This window comes from Caulobacter sp. Root343 (assembly GCF_001425745.1).
Classification (GTDB): Bacteria; Pseudomonadota; Alphaproteobacteria; order Caulobacterales; family Caulobacteraceae; genus Caulobacter.
In genome coordinates this window covers 42,470-58,878 of record NZ_LMDF01000006.1, presented here as the reverse complement: position 1 = coordinate 58,878, position 16,409 = coordinate 42,470, and the positions used below count along the sequence as shown (strand labels likewise).

Here is a 16,409-nt window from a genome sequence, read left to right as displayed (position 1 = left end):
CCGGCTCTCCGCTTCGCTCCGGCCGGGATGACACGGAAGGGGGCGCTAAGCCCCCGCCCCGCACCACTGATCCCACAGCTTCGCCTCCGCCGCCTTGGCGGTGACCACCGAGGCGTCCTTCACGTGGCCGTAGCCGCGGATCTGCTGCGGGATCTCGGCGATCTTGACGGCCAGCGGCAGGCTCTCGGGGGACAGGCCGGCGGCCAGGCGGTCGAGACCGACCTCGTAGCTGGTCATCAGGCCGCGCTCCATCTTGCGCTCCTCGGTGTGGCCGAAGAGGTCGAGGGCGCCGCCGCGCAGGCCCTTCATCTTCGCCATGACCGGGAAGGCCAGGTCCAGCATCCAACCGCCGAACGCGATCTTCTTGGGCTTGCCGTCCGGCCCCTTGGGAGCCAGCAGCGGCGGCGACAGCCAGACCTTGGCCTTGCCGCCCTTGAAGGTCCCGGCCAGCTCGGCCGCGAACCGGCCGTCGGTATAGAGCCGCGCAACCTCGTACTCGTCCTTGTAGGCCATCAACTTGTAGAGGTTCACCGCCGCCGCACGAGTCAGCGGCAGGGCGCCGTCGGGCCCGCTGACGGCGATTTCCGCCGCGCGCACCTTGGCCACCTTGTCGGCATAGCGCTGGGCGTAGGCGGCGTTCTGATAGGCGGTCAGCTCGCGGGTCCGGTGGGCGATCAGCTCGTCCAGCGGCATGATTTCGGGCGTGGCGACCTTGTCTTCCTTGACCTCCACCGAGTCCGGGTCGTGGGCGACGCGGCGGCCCAGCTCAAAGGCTTGCAGATTGGCCTCGGCGTCGACGCCGTTCAGCTTGATGGCGCGGTAGAGGGCGCGGCTGGAGACCGGGATCACCCCACGCTGCCAGGCGAAGCCGACCATGATCATGTTGGCGTAGATGGCGTCGCCGAACTGGGTCTCGGCCAGGCGCTGGGCCGGGCAGGCGTCGAAGGTCTTGGTCGCGCCCTTGACCCGGCGGGCCATGGCGCCGCTGTCGAACTTGACGTCGCGGCTGGTGACGAAGTCGGCCGTAGGCGCGAAGTCGTTGTTGCCGAACGCGCGGGTGCGGTCCTTGGCATAGAGCGACAGGCCCTCCGGCGAAGCGGCGACCAGCAGGTCGCAGGCGATCAGCACGTCGGCGCTGGCGGCGGGCACCCGGCCGCCGACGATGGTCTCTTCCGTCTCGCCGATCTTGACGTGGCTGAACACCGAGCCGCCCTTCTGGGCCAGGCCGGTCATGTCGACCACGCTGCCGGCCCGGCCGTCGATATGGGCGGCCATGGCCAGGATCGAGGCCACGGTGGTGACGCCGGTGCCGCCGACGCCGGTGAACAGGATCTTGCGCACGCCAGTCAGCGGCTCGAACTCGGGCAGCGGCGTGGACTCGGCGGTCAGGGCCGCCGGCATGGTCTTGGACTGGGCGTTCTCGGCCCCTTCCAGGGTGATGAACGACGGGCAGTAGCCCTCGACGCAGCTGTAGTCCTGATTGCAGCTGGATTGGTTGATCTTGCGCTTGCGGCCGAACTCGGTGGCCAGGGGCTCGACCGAGACGCAGTTGGACTTCACCGAGCAGTCGCCGCAGCCCTCGCAGACCAGCGGGTTGATGAAGACGCGCTTCGTCGCCTTGGCCATCGCGCCCCGCTTGCGGCGGCGGCGCTTTTCCGTGGCGCAGGTCTGGTCATAGAGCAGCACCGTCACGCCGCGCGTGTCGCGCAGCATCTCCTGCACGCGCATCAGGTCCGAGCGCGGGAAGATCTCGACCCCGGGGGCCAGATCCTTGACGCCCTCGTAGCGCTCCAGCTCGTCGACGACGATGACCGTCCTGGTCACGCCCTCGGACGCCAGCTGGCGGGTGATCTGGGCCGGAGTGAAGCCGCTCTCGGCGCGCTGGCCGCCGGTCATGGCGACGGCGTCGTTATAGAGCAGCTTGTAGGTGATGTTGGCCTTGGCCGCGATCGCGCCGCGGATCGCCAGCGAGCCGGAGTGGTTGTAAGTGCCGTCGCCCAGGTTCTGGAAGACGTGCTTCTCGCTGGTGAACGGCGCCGCCCCGACCCAGGTCAGGCCCTCGCCGCCCATGTGGGTGTTGAGGTCGGTCATCGGGTCGTTGAAGCCGGCCATGTAGTGGCAGCCGATGCCGGCCAGGGCGCGCGAGCCTTCGGGCAGCTTGGTCGAGGTATTGTGCGGGCAGCCCGAGCAGAAGAACGGCTTGCGGGCCTGGTCGGCGGCCAGGCTGACGGCGGCGACGCCGGCGGCCGAGACGCGGTTCAGATAGGCGCGGGCCCGCTCCATGTGCGGCCCGTCGGGCAGGCGGTCGTAGATGGCCAGGGCGATTTCGGCCACCGACAGCGAGCCGAGCTCCGACAGCAGCGGCCCGCCCTTCTCGTCGGTCTTGCCGATCACGCGCGGGCGAGCCTGGGCGGGCAGGTCATAGAGGGCGGCCCGGGCCTGGGGCTCGATCAAGGCGCGCTTGTGCTCGATGACCATCAGCGTCTCGAGGCCGGCGGCGAAGGCGCGCAGGCCTAGCGGCTCCAGCGGCCAGGGCATGCCGACTTTGTAGATCGAAACCCCCAGGTCGGCCGCTTCCTGCAAGGTCATGCCCATGGCCGTGAAGGCCTCCAGCACGTCCTTATAGGCCTGGCCCTGGCAGACGATGCCCAGGCGGGCCTTGCCCACCCGCACGTGCGAGGCGCCCAGCACCACGCGGTCGATCTGGTTGGCGCGGGCGAAGGCCAGGGCGGCGGGCAGCTTGTGCAGCCGCATCCGCCGTTCCTTCTCCATCGGCTGGTCCTTCAGCCGGATGCCAAGGCCGCCGGGCGGAAAGGCGAAGTCGGGGATCACCGCCTTGTGGCGGTTCAGCGAGACGTCGATCGTCACGCCGGAGTCCATGGTGTCGGCCAGGGCGATCATGCCCGTCCACAGTCCCGAGAACCGCGACAGGGCGATGCCGAGAATGCCGTAGTCCAGGACCTCCTGGACGTCGGCCGGCGACAGCACCGGCATCTCGAAGTCCTGAAAGGCGAACTCCGATTGCGACGGCAGGGTCGAGCTCTTGCAGCCGTGGTCGTCGCCGGCCACCGCCAGCACGCCGCCGGTCGGGAAGGTCCCGGCGAAGTTGGCGTGTTTGAAGACGTCGCCGGTGCGGTCGACGCCCGGCGCCTTGCCGTACCACATGCCGAACACGCCATCATAAAGCGCGCCGGGGAAAAGATTCGCCTGCTGGCTGCCCCACACGGCGGTGGCGGCGAGGTCCTCGTTGAGGCCTTCCTGGAAGACCACGTCGTGCGCGGTCAGCAATTTCTTGATGCGCGCGGCCTGCTGGTCGAGGCCGCCCAGCGGCGAGCCGCGATAGCCGGAGAGGTAGCCGCCGGTGTTCAGCCCCGCGAGGCGATCCAGGCGCTTTCGATCCAGCAAAACCCGGAGCAAAGCTTGCACGCCAGTGATGAAGGCGCGGCCATCTTCGAGCACATATTTGTCGTCTAGCGTGACTTCCGAGTGCCGCATGGCAAAAATTTTCCTCCTGGGTCTTCCCGCCCGCTACGCAATATCTTATAGAAGCCCGGAAATTGTTTGCCCAAGGCGTGCCCGACTCGTGGCCGTTTTGCGCAAAATTGGAGCGTCAACGCCCACTTGGGGGAGGAATTTCTTGTCCGAACAACTCGACGCCGTGGATGCCAAGATCCTGGATCTCATCCAACACGACGCCGGACTGTCCGTCGCGGAGATCGCCGAGCGTGTCGGCCTGTCGTCCAGCCCCTGCTGGCGCCGGATCAAGCGCCTGGAAGACGCCGGAGTCATCCAGCGCCGCGTCACGATCCTGGATCGTGAGAAGCTCGGTTTGGGCTTCGAAGTCTACTGCACCGTCAAGCTGTCCCTTCCGACCAAGGAAAACCTGGACACGTTCGAACAGGCGGTCGGCAAGTGGGCCGAGGTCGTGCAATGCGCCACCGTGACCGGCGCGGCCGACTACGAGATGCGCATCGTCACCCGCGACATGCGCGCCTTCGACGAATTCCTGCGCGACAAGCTGCTGTCGCTGGGCCTGGTCAGCAATATCGAGAGCCGCATCGTGATCCGCGGCGTCAAGAACTCGACGGCCGTGCCGCTGGGCCTGATCAGTCCGTATGTGAGCCCGCTGGGCTAGCCTATCCCAGGAGCGCGGTCGGGGGACCGCGCTCCAACCCACCTGACATCGAGGGGAGGCCGTCATGGCCACATCGGCTTCCGGTCCGACCGGGGCGTCGACGCGACGTGTTCTGGCCGCCAGCCTGATCGGCACGGCGGTCGAGTTCTACGATTTCTACATCTACGCCACCGCCGCCTCGCTGGTGTTCGGGCCGCTGTTCTTCCCGGCCACCTCGCCCGCCGTGCAGCTCTTGGCCTCCTATGCCAGCTTCAGCGTCGCCTTCGTGGCCCGGCCGCTGGGCTCGATCGTGTTCGGCCACTTCGGCGACCGCATCGGCCGCAAGTCGACCCTGGTGGCGTCGCTGCTGATCATGGGCGGCTCGACCCTGGCCATCGCCTTCCTGCCGACCTACGCCATGGCCGGCTGGATCGCGCCGTTCATGCTGTGCCTGCTGCGCTTCGGCCAAGGCTTCGGCCTGGGCGGCGAGTGGGGCGGCGCGGCGCTGCTGGCGGTCGAGAACGCCCCGCCTGGCTGGCGCGCGCGGTTCGGCATGTTCCCGCAGCTGGGCGCCCCGGTCGGCTTCATCGCCGCCAACGGCCTGTTCCTGCTGCTGGGCGCTCTGCTGACGCCGGAACAATTCCAGGCCTGGGGCTGGCGTTTGCCGTTCGTGGGCAGCATCCTGCTGGTCGGGGTCGGCCTGTGGATCCGCCTGAAGCTGACCGAGACCCCCGCCTTCGCCGCCGCCGCCCAGGAAGCCCCGCCGGCCCATGTGCCGCTGGTCGAGCTGGTCCGGAACTATCCGCGCGAGGTGGTCAGCGGGATCTTCGCCGTCGTCGCCTGCTTCGCCCTCTTCTATCTCTCGACCGCCTTCGCGCTGGGCTATGGCGTCACCACCCTGGGCTACGATCGCCAGACCTTCCTGAGCGTGCTGCTGGTCGCCATCCTGTTCCTGGCCGTCGGCATCGTCGCGGCCGGCTATTGGGCCGACGCCAAGAGCCCGCGCCTGGTGCTGATGGCCGGCTGCGGCCTGACGATCGGCGTCGGCGCCCTGCTGGCCCCGATGTTGGGCGGCGGTTCGCTGTGGCTGGTGGGCGGCTTCCTGTCGCTGGCCCTGCTGGTCATGGGCTTCGTCTACGGCCCGTTGGGCGCCTGGCTGCCCAGCCTGTTCCCGGCCCGCGTGCGCTACACCGGCGCCTCGATCGCCTTCAATCTGGGCGGCATCATCGGCGGCGGCCTGGCCCCGGTCATCGCCCAAGCCCTGGCCAATCGCGGGGGACTGAGCTTGGTCGGGCTGTATCTGGGAGCCGCGGGCCTGGTGAGTTTGCTGGCCCTGCTGCCCCTGAAACGGGCGGCGGACGAGCTCTGACTTTTCGCGCGGCGGACGCTAAGCTCGCCCGACTCTAGTGGAGCCTCCCATGATCGACCTCGTCTTCGAAGCCCGTCGCAAGGACCTCGGAAACTTCGAGGTCGGGCGGGTCCTGCCGTTCCACGCCCACCGTATGGTCGGACCGTTCACCTTCCTCGACCACATGGGCCCGGCCGACTTCCTGCCCGGCTTCGCCAAGAACGCCGACGTGCGCCCACATCCGCACATCGGCCTGTCGACCCTGAGCTACCTGTTCGCGGGCGAGATCACCCACCGCGACAGCGTCGGCTCGCTGGCGGTGATCAAGCCGCACGAGGTCAACTGGATGACCGCCGGCAGTGGCATCACCCACTCCGAACGCTTCGAGGGCCTGCGCGAGCACGGAGGCCGCATGGACGGCATGCAGGCCTGGGTGGCTCTGCCCAAGGAATTCGAAGAGGTCGATCCCAGCTTCACGCACCACGAGGGCCCGGCTGATCTGCCCTACTATGAGAGCGGCGGCCTGAAGGCGCGGCTGATCGCCGGCGAGGCATTCGGCGCCAAGGCCAATGTTCCGGTCTATTCGCCGCTGTTCTACGTGCACTGGGAGCTGGAGCCGGGCACGGTCGCGGCCCTGCCGGCCGAGTATGCCGAGCGCGCCGCCTATGTCGCCGCCGGCCGGGTCGAGGTCGATGGCCGCGAGCTGACCACCGCCCAGATGGCCGTGTTCGCCCCCGGCGACACCATCGTCTTCAAGGCGATCGAGCGCTCGACCGTCATGCTGCTGGGCGGCGAGCCGATCGGACCGCGCTTCATCGAGTGGAATTTCGTCTCCTCGTCCAAGGACCGCATCGAGCAGGCCAAGGCCGACTGGCGGGCCGGCCGCATGAAGCTGCCCGACCTGGACCACGACGAGTTCATCCCCCTGCCCGAAGGCCCGCCGCCACCCGCCCCGCCGATGTCGTGAGGGGCGGAAGGCCGGCGACAAGCCAAGGGCAATCAATCCTGTCATCCCGGCCAAGCGCATAGCGCGCCGAGCCGGGACCGCCGGAAGCTCAGAGCCTGTGGCGATTCCGGGTTTTCGCTTCGCTACGGCCGGGATGACAGGGGATTTGGCGCCAGACCCAATCTCACCGCGCCGTTGCAATGACGGTTGAAAGATGGAGACAGGCCCGGTCATAACAGCCCCATGACCGACACCGCCTTCGCCCAATTCGTCCGCGGCCTGCCCAAGGCCGAGCTGCACATGCACATCGAGGGCAGCCTCGAGCCCGAGCTGATGTTCGCGCTGGCCCAGCGCAACGGGATCACCCTGCCCTACGTCTCCGTCGACGAGATCCGCGCGGCCTACGCCTTCTCGAACCTGCAGGACTTCCTGGACATCTATTACCAGGGGGCGGGCGTCCTGCAGACGGCCGAGGATTTCAAGGACCTGGCCCTGGCCTATTTCAAGCGCCTGGCGGCCGACGGCGGCACCCACGCCGAGATCTTCTTCGACCCCCAGACCCACACCGATCGCGGCATCGCCTTCGGCGTCGTGATGGAGGGCCTGCTGGCGGGCATGGACGAGGCCGAGAAAACGCTGGGGGTCACGTCAAAGCTGATCCTCTGCTTCCTGCGCCACCTGTCGGAAGACAGCGCCTTCGAGACCCTGGAGCTGGCCAAGCCGTGGCTGAACAAGCTGGCGGGCGTGGGCCTGGACAGCTCGGAGGTCGGCCACCCGCCGGCCAAGTTCGCCCGCGTGATGCAGGCGGCCCGCGACCTCGGCCTCAAGGTCGTGGCCCATGCCGGCGAGGAAGGCCCACCCGAATACGTCTGGGAAGCCATCGACCTGGTGAAGGTCGACCGCATCGACCACGGCAACCGGGCGCTGGAGGACGAGGCTTTGACCGCCCGTCTGGTCAAGGACGGCACCACCCTGACGGTCTGCCCGCTGTCGAACCTGAAGCTGTGCGGCGTGCCCAGCCTGGACGTCCATCCGCTGAAGAAGATGCTGGCCCTGGGCCTGAAGGCGACGGTGAACTCCGACGACCCCGCCTATTTCGGCGGTTACCTGCTGGAGAACTACCTGGCGACCGCCGACGCGGTGGGCCTGACCCGCGACGAGGTCGTGACCCTGGCCAAGAACAGCTTCACGGGTTCGTTCCTCAGCGAGGCCGAGAAGGCGCAGCGGGTGGCGGGGGTGGAGAAGTACGCCCACGAAAACCCTCTCTCATAGAGAGAGGGAGGGGCCCGCCGCGAAGCGGTGGGAGGGTGAGAGGTTACGAGATTTGACGATGCGCCGGCACGCCGGCTGGCGGTGAAACCCCTCACCCTGCCCTCTCCCTATGGGAGAGGGAGCGGGCTCTTAAGCCACCGCATCCCTGAGCGCATCGCACAGCCGGTCCAGCGCCTCGATGTCGAGGTTCGGATCCAGGGTCAGCACCACGGTCGAGGCCGCCAGGTGGTCGGCGACGGGGGTGCCGTCGGTGTCCAGCGCATGGTCGCGGACGGCGCAGCTCGCCGGAACGCCCGCCGCCTGGAGCTTCCAGGCCACGGCCCCGGCGTCGTCGGTGGGCAGGCTCAGGGCGCAGGTCGGCGAGATCCAGCTCATGCCCCAGCCCGGCTGGAAGCCGACGCCGCTGTCCAGCAGCAGGACGCGCAGTTGCTGGGCCGTGCCGCAGAGGCGCTGGCGCAGGCCCGGCCACGTGGCCAGGCCGTCGTCGCCGACGAACGGCGCGGCTTCGATGGCGTTGATCGGGGTGGCGTCCTCGCAGGCGACGAACACACCCTGCCCAGCGGGCAGACCAACCAAAACAGGAACAGGCGCCTCGATGACCACGTCGAAGGCCCCGGCGGCGTCGACCAGGATCGGCAAGCCCGTCTCGGCGCGGAAGGCGGCCCAGGCGCGCATGTCGGGGGCGCGGCCGTGGGCGGCGGCGGGCACGATGGCTTCCAGCGGACCGGGGGCCTCGGGCAGGCGGGCGCGCAGGTGACCGGTGTCGAACATGGCGCTGAACGGATCGACGTCGACCAGCCAGGCCTTCAGGCCCGCGGCGGCGACGCCGGCCAGGGTTTCGGGATCGGCCAGGGCCGAGACGACGCAGACGCCGCCGGGCCGCACGCCCAGGGCCTTCAGCGCCGCGGCGGTGGCCTCGACGCGGTCGGCGAAGGCGCGGGCGGCGACGGGACGCGCGAAGCGGCCCGCCAGGCGCTGGTCGAGATCCGAGGCGTGACCGGCCGCGCCGAGCGCCTTGGCGACCGCGTCGAAATCGATCGGGACGCCCGGGGCGCGAAGACGGGTCTTCCCTGCAGGGGAGGCGATCGGAGCGGCGGCGGGCTTCGGGAGCATGGCTTTGAGACGCGTTTCTCGACGAACCGGGCGACCCAAGGGCCGCACCATATGGTTAAGCAACCGTATTCATCGATTCCATCTGGCCTAATGCGGCGCGCCGTCGCGGCAAAAAAGTCTAGGTGCTAGGCGAGTTTTGCCACCCGTCGCGCAGTTCCCGCTTCAGGACCTTGCCGATGTGGCTGCGCGGCAGGCTGTCGACGACACGAACGTCCGCCAGCCGCTGGGTCTTGCCGACCTGGCCGTTGACGAAGGTCTTGATCGTCTCGGGCTCGGCGGGCGCGCCAGGCTTCAGCGCCACGAAGGCCACCGGCGTCTCGCCCCAGGCGTCGGAGGGCACGCCCACCACCGCCGCCTCCAGCACGGCTGGATGCTGGACCAGCACCGCCTCCAAGTCGGACGGATAGATGTTGAAGCCGCCGCTGATGATCATGTCCTTCTTGCGGTCCATCAGGGTGAGAAAGCCGTCCTCGTCGAAGCGGCCGACGTCGCCGGTGCGGATGAAGGTCCAGCCCTCGGGCGAGATCCAGGTCGCCTCGGCGGTCTTGTCCGGGCGGCCGTGATAGCCGTTCATCATGCCGGCCGAGCGGCCGACGATCTCGCCGACCACGCCGGGACCGACCTGGACGCCGTCCTCGTCGATCAGGCGGATGTCGTGGCCGGGAGCCGGGCGGCCGACCGTGTGCAGCTTGTCCGGATGCTCGTGGGCCATCAGGATGCAGGTGCCGCCGCCCTCGGTCATGCCGAAATACTCGACCAGGCCGCCGGGCCAGCGCTTCAGCACCTCTCCCTTCAGTTCGGCCGCGAACGGGGCGCTGGTGCAGAACTTCAGGTGGGTCGAGGACAGGTCGTAGCTGTCGAAGTCGGGCCGTTCCATCAGGCGGCGGTATTGCACCGGCACCAGCATGGTGTGGGTCATGCGATGTTTCTGGGCGAGCTCCAGATACTTGCCGGCGTCGAACTTCCTCATCAGCACCACGGTCCCGCCGCCGGCCAGCGTGGGGAAGAAGCAGACCAGGGTGGTGTTCGAATAGAGCGGCGTCGACAGCAGGGTGACAGCCTCGGGCCCATAGCCGACCGCGTCGCCTCGGAACACGTGCTTCCAGCGCATGCCATGCGACTGGACGATGCCCTTGGGCGTGCCGGTCGTGCCGCTGGAATAGATGATGTTGAACGGCTGCTCCGGATCGATCGCCACCGGCGTCGGCCGCGCGTCGACGCGGGCCAGCCAGGCCTCGAACGCCTCGCCCGCCGAGGAGCCGTCGAGCGCGATCTGGCGGACCGGGATCGGCGCCGGTGTTTGCGCTTCGGCCACGCCCGCATCGAGGAAGAACAACCTCGCCCCGCAGTCGGCGACCATGCCGGCGATGGCCTCGGGCGTGGAGGACGGTGCGATCGGGGCCACGGCGACGCCGGCCCGCAAGCTCCCCAGGAACACCGCCGCATAGCCAATCGACGACAGGGCGCAGACGGCCACCGCCTCGCCCGGCGCGATCCCGTCCCGTTGCAGGGCGGCGGCGACCCGGTCGGCCAGGGCGTCGAACTGGGCGTAGGTGACCGCCTCGCCGGTCTCCATGATCACGGCCGGATGGTTGGGGCCTTCCTGGGCCCGGATCCGCAGGATGTCGCCCAGGGTTCCATAGTCGGCGGACATCATGGCGGCGATGGTGGTCATGGTTTGCTCCGGTATTGCGTCCGTGCGGCCCCCTCCGACCCTTCGGGCCACCTCCCCCATGAAGGGGGAGGAAGGGCGCGGCTCTCCTCCCCCTTTGTGGGGGAGGTGTCGGCGAAGCCGACGGAGGGGGCGGCGGCGCCGCTAAGCCTCCTTGAACCCCTTGCCCTCGGCCGCCAATCGTTCCAGCAGGGCCGACGGCTTGAAGTCGTCGCCGTGGGCGGCGTGGAATTCCTTCATCTTGGCCAGGATTTTGTCGAGGCCGACCAGCTCGCCCCAGAACATCGGGCCGCCACGATAGACCGGCCAGCCGTAACCGTTGATCCAGACGATATCGATGTCCGACGCCCGGATGGCCTTGCCTTCCTCCAGGATCTTCGCGCCCTCGTTGACCATCGGATATAGGCAGCGCTCCAGGATCTCCTGGTCGCTGATCGCCCGGCGCTGGATCTGGCGCTTCTCGGCGAAGTCCAGGATCAGTTGCTCGACCACCGGCGAAGGCTTGGCGTTGCGGTTCTCGTCATAGTCGTAGAAGCCCGCGCCGTTCTTCTGGCCGCGCCGGTCCATCTCGCAGAGCACTTCACGCACGGTCGAGGAGCTGGTCTTGGCCGGGTCCCAGCCGATGTCGAGGCCGGCCAGGTCGCTCATCGCGAACGGCCCCATCGGCAGGCCGAAGTCGTACAGCACCCGGTCGACGTCCCAGGGCATGGCGCCTTCCAGGATCAGCTTCTGGGCCTCGCGCTGGCGCTGGGCCAGCATGCGGTTGCCGACGAAGCCATGGCAGTTGCCGACCAGCACCGCGACCTTGCCAATCTTCTTGCCGATCTGCATCGCGGTGGCGATCACCTCTTTGCTGGTCTTCTCGCCGCGCACGATCTCCAGCAGCCGCATGACGTTGGCCGGCGAGAAGAAGTGCAGGCCGATCACGCTTTCCGGCCGGCTGGTCGCGGCGGCGATCACGTCGATGTCGAGATACGAGGTGTTGGACGCCAGGATCGCGCCGGGCTTGGCGATCTTGTCCAGCTTGCCAAACACCTCCTGCTTGATCTCCATCAGCTCGAACACGGCCTCGATGATCAGGTCGCAGTCGGCCAGATCCTCGAGGTTCATCGAGGGCGTCAGCAGACCCATGCGCTTTTCGACGTCATCCTGGGTGAGACGGCCCTTTTTGGCGGTGTTCTCGTAGTTCTTGCGGATGACGCCGACGCCGCGTTCCAGGTTCTCTTGTTTGGCCTCGATGATCGTCACCGGCACGCCGGCGTTGAGGAAGTTCATCGAGATGCCGCCGCCCATGGTGCCGGCCCCGATCACGCCGACCTTCTTGACCGAGATGACCGGCGTGTCGTCCGGCACATCCGGGATCTTGGCGGCCTGGCGCTCGGCGAAGAACACATAGCGCTGGGCGGCCGACTGGCTGCCGGTCATCAGCTCCATGAACAGCCGGCGCTCTTCCTTCAGGCCTTCGTCGAAGGGCAGGTTCACCGCCGCCTCGATGCACTTGATGTTGGCCTCGGGCGCGTGGAAGCCGCGGAACTTCTTGGCGTTGGCCTTGCGGAAGTCGGCGAAGATCTCGGGCTTGCCGCGCGCGGCCTCGACCTTGTCGTTCAGCTCGCGGACCTTGTTCAGCGGCCGGCCCTCGGCCAGCACCACGCGGGCGAAGGCGATGGCCCCGTCGCGCAGGGCGCCTTCCTCGACGATCGAGTCGAACAGGCCCATGGCCAGCGCCGCCTTGGCCGGCACGTGCTGGCCGGTGGTGACCATCTCCAGCGCCTTCTCGACGCCGACGATGCGCGGCAGGCGCTGGGTGCCGCCGGCTCCCGGCAGCAGGCCGATGTTCACTTCCGGCAGGCCCGCCTTGGCCGACGGCACGGCGACGCGGTAGTGGGCGACCAGGGCCACTTCCAGCCCGCCGCCCAGCACCGTGCCGTGGATCGCCGCGACTACCGGTTTGGGCGAGTTCTCGATGACGTTCTGGACGTCCTGCAGGGTGGGGCCGGTCATCGCCCTGCCGAACTCGGTGATGTCGGCGCCGGCGATGAAGGTCTTGCCCTCGCAGATCAGCACAATGGCCTGGACCGCCGGATCGGCGATGGCGGCCTCGAAGGCGCCCTTCAGCCCCTCGCGCACGGCGGCCGACAGCGCGTTGACCGGCGGCGAGTTCAGCGTGACGACGCCGATGTCGCCTTCGACGGAAAGATCGGTGACGGCGTTGATCGCGGCCATGGCGGTTCCACCCCTGCTCTTGGTTTGAACGATTGTTTGAAGCAGCCTGCATGGTCCGGCGAATATGTCCAGACCTCCGTGGGGGCGCGCTGTTTCCAAGGCGCCGGCGGTTGACGGCTCGAGCAGCATACTACAAGTTCGAAAACAGAGTTTCAGCCGAGATCATCCGTGGGGGCGGATGCGGCGCCGCAGACCGCGGGAGGCCGCATTTGCCTGAAATCCAGAAAGAATGATCCGTGCTGGGGAGGGCGTTCGCGGGAAGTCATGGGCTTTGGACGCGACTTGCACGCGTCCTGACGTTTCGAAGTCGATGAATTTCGCGGGCGTGGCGTATTGCTCGCAATGCGTCGGACTTAGGTAAAGCGCAACTCGGCGCGGGAGGGCATCCCGCGCCGCTTTCTTGTCCTCAGACCGTCAGCACGATCTTGCCGAACGGGCCGCGATCCAGGTGCGCCAGGGCCGCCGGCAGCGCCGCGAAGTCGTAGACCTGGTCGATCACCGGCTTCAGCGCGTGGGCGTCGGCGAAGCGGACGAAGTCCTCCTGGGCCCGGCGATGGCCGACCACGATGCCGCGCACGCCGACCTGCTTGAGCAGTAGGGGATAGACCGATCCGGTCAGGGTCTCGGAGTCCAGCAGGCCGATGACGGCGATCCGGCCGCGCACGGCCACCGCCGTCAGGGACTGGCCGAAGCTGGCCCCGCCGGCCACCTCCAGCACGTGGTCGACGCCGCGGCCGCCGGTCAGGTCGATGGCGGCCTGGGCCCAGTCGCCGGCCCGCCGGTCGATTCCATGGTCCGCGCCCAGAGCCTTGGCCCGTTCCAGCTTGGCCGGGTCGCTCGAGGTGATCATGGCGCGCGCCCCCGCCGCCTTGGCGATCTGCACGCCGTACAGGGAGACTCCGCCGGTGCCTTGCAACAGCACCGTCTGGCCGGGCGCCAAATGACCCTCCTCGACCAGGGCGAACCAGGCGGTGACGCCGGCCACCGGCACGGTGCTGGCCTCCGCGTCGGTCATGGTGGTCGGAGCGGCGGTCAGGGCCTGCTCGGAAAGGACCACATACTCGGCCGCGACGCCCGGATACTTGCCGCCCAGGGTCGGATAGCCGGGCGCGGCGGCGCTGCCGGACGGCTGGCCGTCGATCCAGTGCGGGATGAAGGTCGAGATCACCCGGTCGCCGACGGAAAAGCGCGTGACGCCCTCGCCGGTCGCCGCGACCTCGCCCGCCAGGTCGGAGACGGGCGTGAAGGGAAACTTCAGCTGCATGCCCATGCCGTTCTCCAGCACCAGCTTGTCGCGATAGTTCAGCGAGATCGCCCGGGTCCGGACCAGCACCTCGCCCGGTCCCGGCGTCGGGATCGGGGCCTCGCCGAGGGTCAGGCGGTCGGCGCCCAGCCGGTCGATGGTCCAGATCTTCATCCGCTCGCTCATGGTCTGTCTTCCTTGCCGTGGCCGCTCAGGGCCGGTTGGCGGGACCATAGACGCGTGATATTTCTTCAGTAGCGCTATGTTTTCCGATCATTGTAGACATGGTGTCGCCAATAGGAGGCGATCATGAGCGAACGGCTGGCGGGCGTGGCCGCTTTCGTCGAGGCGGTGGAGGCCGGCGGCTTCGCGGCGGCGGCGGCCCGGCTGGGCCAGTCGCGCTCGACCGTCGGCAAGACCATCGCCCGGCTGGAGGCGCGGCTGGGCGTTCGCCTGTTCCACCGCTCGACGCGCAGCCAGAGCCTGACCAACGACGGCCAGCTGTTCTACGAGCGCTGCGTCCGCGCCCTGGCCGAGCTTGAGGCCGGCGAGGCGGCGCTGGAATCGGGACGCGCCGAGCCGTCAGGCAAGCTGAGGGTTACCGCGCCAGTGATCTTCGGCCGCCGCTGCGTCGCGCCGATCCTGCTGGAGCTGGTCCGCGCCCATTCGGGCCTGGAGCTGGAGATGGCCTTCAGCGACCGCCCGGCCGACCTGATCGAGGACGGCTTCGACCTGGCCGTCCGCAACGGCGCCCTGCCGGACAACAGCGGCCTGAAGGGCCGTCGCGTGGCGGGTCAGCGGATGACCGTCTGCGCGGCGCCGGCCTATCTGGATCGCGCGGGCCGACCCGGGACCCTGGACGACATCGCCGGCCAAGCGTGCCTCGTCTACGGCCGCAGCGACCGTCGGCGCAGCTGGCGCTTTCCTGTGGACGGCGGGCCGGATCTCGAGCTGTTCCCCGCCAGTCGCGTGCGCTTCGACGACCTGGAGGCCCTGACCGACGCGGCCGTCGCGGGCCTGGGCCTGGCCTGGCTGCCATGCTGGCTGGTCAACGACCACGTGGCGGCCGGGCGGCTGGAGCGGGTCCTGAAGGATCGCCCCGGGCTGGTCTTCGACACCCACCTGATCTGGCCCCGCGCCCCACACCTGCCGCTGCGGGTGCGGGCGGCGATCGATGCGCTGGCGGCGGGGCTGCCGAGGTACATGCTGGCTTAGGGTATGGGCTCCCTACCCCGCCGCCTCCGTGAAGCTCGAATAGACCAGCGTCCGCAGCTCGCGCCGGATCGGGTACGAACTCGATGGCATCAGCTGGGTCAGGAACACCACGGCCAGGTCCTCGACCGGATCGACCCAGAACGCCGTCGAGGCCATGCCGCCCCAGAAGTATTCGCCCAGCGAGCCCAGATTCTTGGTCCGGGCCTGGTCGATGGTCATGGCGAAGCCGAGGCCGAAGCCCAGGCCCTCGAACACCGCCTCGCTGAACAGCGAGCGGGACGACTGCACCAGCTCTTTGCCGCCGGGCAGGTGGTTCATGGTCATCAGCTTGATGGTCTTGGGGCTGAGCAGCCGCGCGCCGTCCAGCTCACCGCCGTTCAGCAGCATCCGGCAGAAGCGCATGTAGTCGTCGGCCGTCGAGACCAGGCCGCCACCGCCGGACTTCACCGAGGGATCCGTCAGAAAGTGGCTCTTCTCGGGATCGTCCTGCAGCACCACCTTGCCCGACGGGGTCAGGGCGTAGCAGGCGGTGAAGCGCTCGCGCTGGTCCTCAGGAACGAAGAAGCCGGTGTCGACCATCTTCAGAGGGTCGAAGATCCGGGTCTTCAGGAAGACGTCGAACGGCATCCCCGAAATGAGCTCGACCAGATAGCCCAGCACGTCGGTCGACACCGAATAGTTCCAGGCCTCGCCCGGCGAGAACTCCAGCGGCACGGTTCCCAGGCTGTCGACGAAGCCTCGCAACCCGCCCTCGCTGTCGACCCCATCCAGCTTCAGCTTGCGATAGGCGGCGTCGACATTGGTGCGCTGCTGGAAGCCGTAGGTGAGACCCGAGGTGTGGCGCAGCAGATCGAGGACCCGCATCGGCTCGGCCGCGCGCTTGGTCTGGAACGCCCCGGCCACGCCGCCGGCGAACACGCCAAGATCGCGCCAGGCCGGGACGAAGCGATGGACCGGATCGTCGAGGGCCACGAGCCCGTCCTCGACCAGCATCATGAAGGCCACGCTGGTGATCGGCTTGGTCATCGAATAGATGCGGAACAGGCTGTCGGCCGCCAGCGGCTTGCCCCGCTCGACATCGGCGCTGCCGAGCACGGACGTGTAGGCCAGCTGGCCGCGCCGCCAGACTTGGGTGAGCGCGCAGGGCAGTTTTCCGGTGTCGATATACTTGGCCTTGATGAAGCTCTCGATGCGCTTCAGTCGATCGCTCGACAGTCCGACGGCTTCCGGCGTGCTCAAAGTCCTGACCTCCCCTTGCGACCT

General features: G+C 68.5%; 11 protein-coding genes. 5 read left to right on the top strand and 6 right to left on the bottom strand.

From position 1 onward, the window contains the following. Positions 1–45 precede the first annotated feature (45 nt). Positions 46–3,495, bottom strand: coding sequence for an indolepyruvate ferredoxin oxidoreductase family protein (locus tag ASC70_RS08005; protein ID WP_056048632.1), 3,450 nt, complete (start codon positions 3,493–3,495; stop codon positions 46–48). 142 nt (positions 3,496–3,637) lie between these two features. Between ASC70_RS08005 and ASC70_RS08000 the strand changes: the two genes are divergently transcribed. The 4 genes from ASC70_RS08000 to ASC70_RS07985 all read left to right on the top strand — a co-directional run bounded on the left by ASC70_RS08000 (position 3,638) and on the right by ASC70_RS07985 (position 7,680). Beyond that, on the top strand, positions 3,638–4,135 hold the full coding sequence (locus ASC70_RS08000; protein WP_047409974.1) for an Lrp/AsnC family transcriptional regulator: 498 nt from the start codon (positions 3,638–3,640) through the stop codon (positions 4,133–4,135). A gap of 64 nt (positions 4,136–4,199) precedes the next feature. Continuing rightward, positions 4,200–5,483 carry an MFS transporter gene (locus ASC70_RS07995; RefSeq protein ID WP_056048628.1) on the top strand — a complete coding sequence of 428 codons (1,284 nt, stop codon included), beginning with the start codon at positions 4,200–4,202 and terminating at the stop codon, positions 5,481–5,483. A 49-nt stretch (positions 5,484–5,532) separates the two neighbouring features. Continuing rightward, entirely contained in the window at positions 5,533–6,429 is an 897-nt protein-coding gene (locus tag ASC70_RS07990; protein WP_056048625.1) for a pirin family protein, read from the top strand. Positions 6,430–6,651: 222 nt separating this feature from the next. Beyond that, positions 6,652–7,680 carry an adenosine deaminase gene (locus ASC70_RS07985; protein ID WP_056048622.1) on the top strand — a complete coding sequence of 343 codons (1,029 nt, stop codon included), beginning with the start codon at positions 6,652–6,654 and terminating at the stop codon, positions 7,678–7,680. Positions 7,681–7,809: 129 nt separating this feature from the next. Here the strand turns inward: ASC70_RS07985 and ASC70_RS07980 are convergent, their stop codons facing one another. The 4 genes from ASC70_RS07980 to ASC70_RS07965 all read right to left on the bottom strand — a co-directional run bounded on the left by ASC70_RS07980 (position 7,810) and on the right by ASC70_RS07965 (position 14,117). After that, the gene (locus ASC70_RS07980; RefSeq protein ID WP_056048619.1) at positions 7,810–8,793 is read right to left on the bottom strand and encodes a DegT/DnrJ/EryC1/StrS family aminotransferase; all 984 of its coding nucleotides are present in this window, start codon (positions 8,791–8,793) and stop codon (positions 7,810–7,812) included. A gap of 118 nt (positions 8,794–8,911) precedes the next feature. Further along, complete coding sequence (locus ASC70_RS07975) at positions 8,912–10,468, bottom strand: class I adenylate-forming enzyme family protein (RefSeq protein WP_056048615.1); 1,557 nt, start codon at positions 10,466–10,468, stop codon at positions 8,912–8,914. Positions 10,469–10,609: 141 nt separating this feature from the next. After that, positions 10,610–12,688: a 3-hydroxyacyl-CoA dehydrogenase NAD-binding domain-containing protein gene (locus tag ASC70_RS07970; protein ID WP_056048612.1), complete on the bottom strand. Its 2,079-nt coding sequence runs from the start codon at positions 12,686–12,688 to the stop codon at positions 10,610–10,612. A 406-nt stretch (positions 12,689–13,094) separates the two neighbouring features. Next, positions 13,095–14,117, bottom strand: a complete 1,023-nt coding sequence (locus ASC70_RS07965) for an NAD(P)-dependent alcohol dehydrogenase (RefSeq protein WP_056048609.1) — start codon at positions 14,115–14,117, stop codon at positions 13,095–13,097. 123 nt (positions 14,118–14,240) lie between these two features. Between ASC70_RS07965 and ASC70_RS07960 the strand changes: the two genes are divergently transcribed. Next, positions 14,241–15,146, top strand: coding sequence for a LysR substrate-binding domain-containing protein (locus tag ASC70_RS07960; RefSeq protein WP_056048606.1), 906 nt, complete (start codon positions 14,241–14,243; stop codon positions 15,144–15,146). 12 nt (positions 15,147–15,158) lie between these two features. On the opposite strand, the gene ASC70_RS07955 is transcribed toward ASC70_RS07960, so the two are convergent. After that, a complete protein-coding gene (locus tag ASC70_RS07955) occupies positions 15,159–16,385 on the bottom strand; it encodes a serine hydrolase (protein ID WP_056048602.1) in 1,227 nt (408 codons plus the stop codon). Positions 16,386–16,409: the final 24 nt, after the last annotated feature.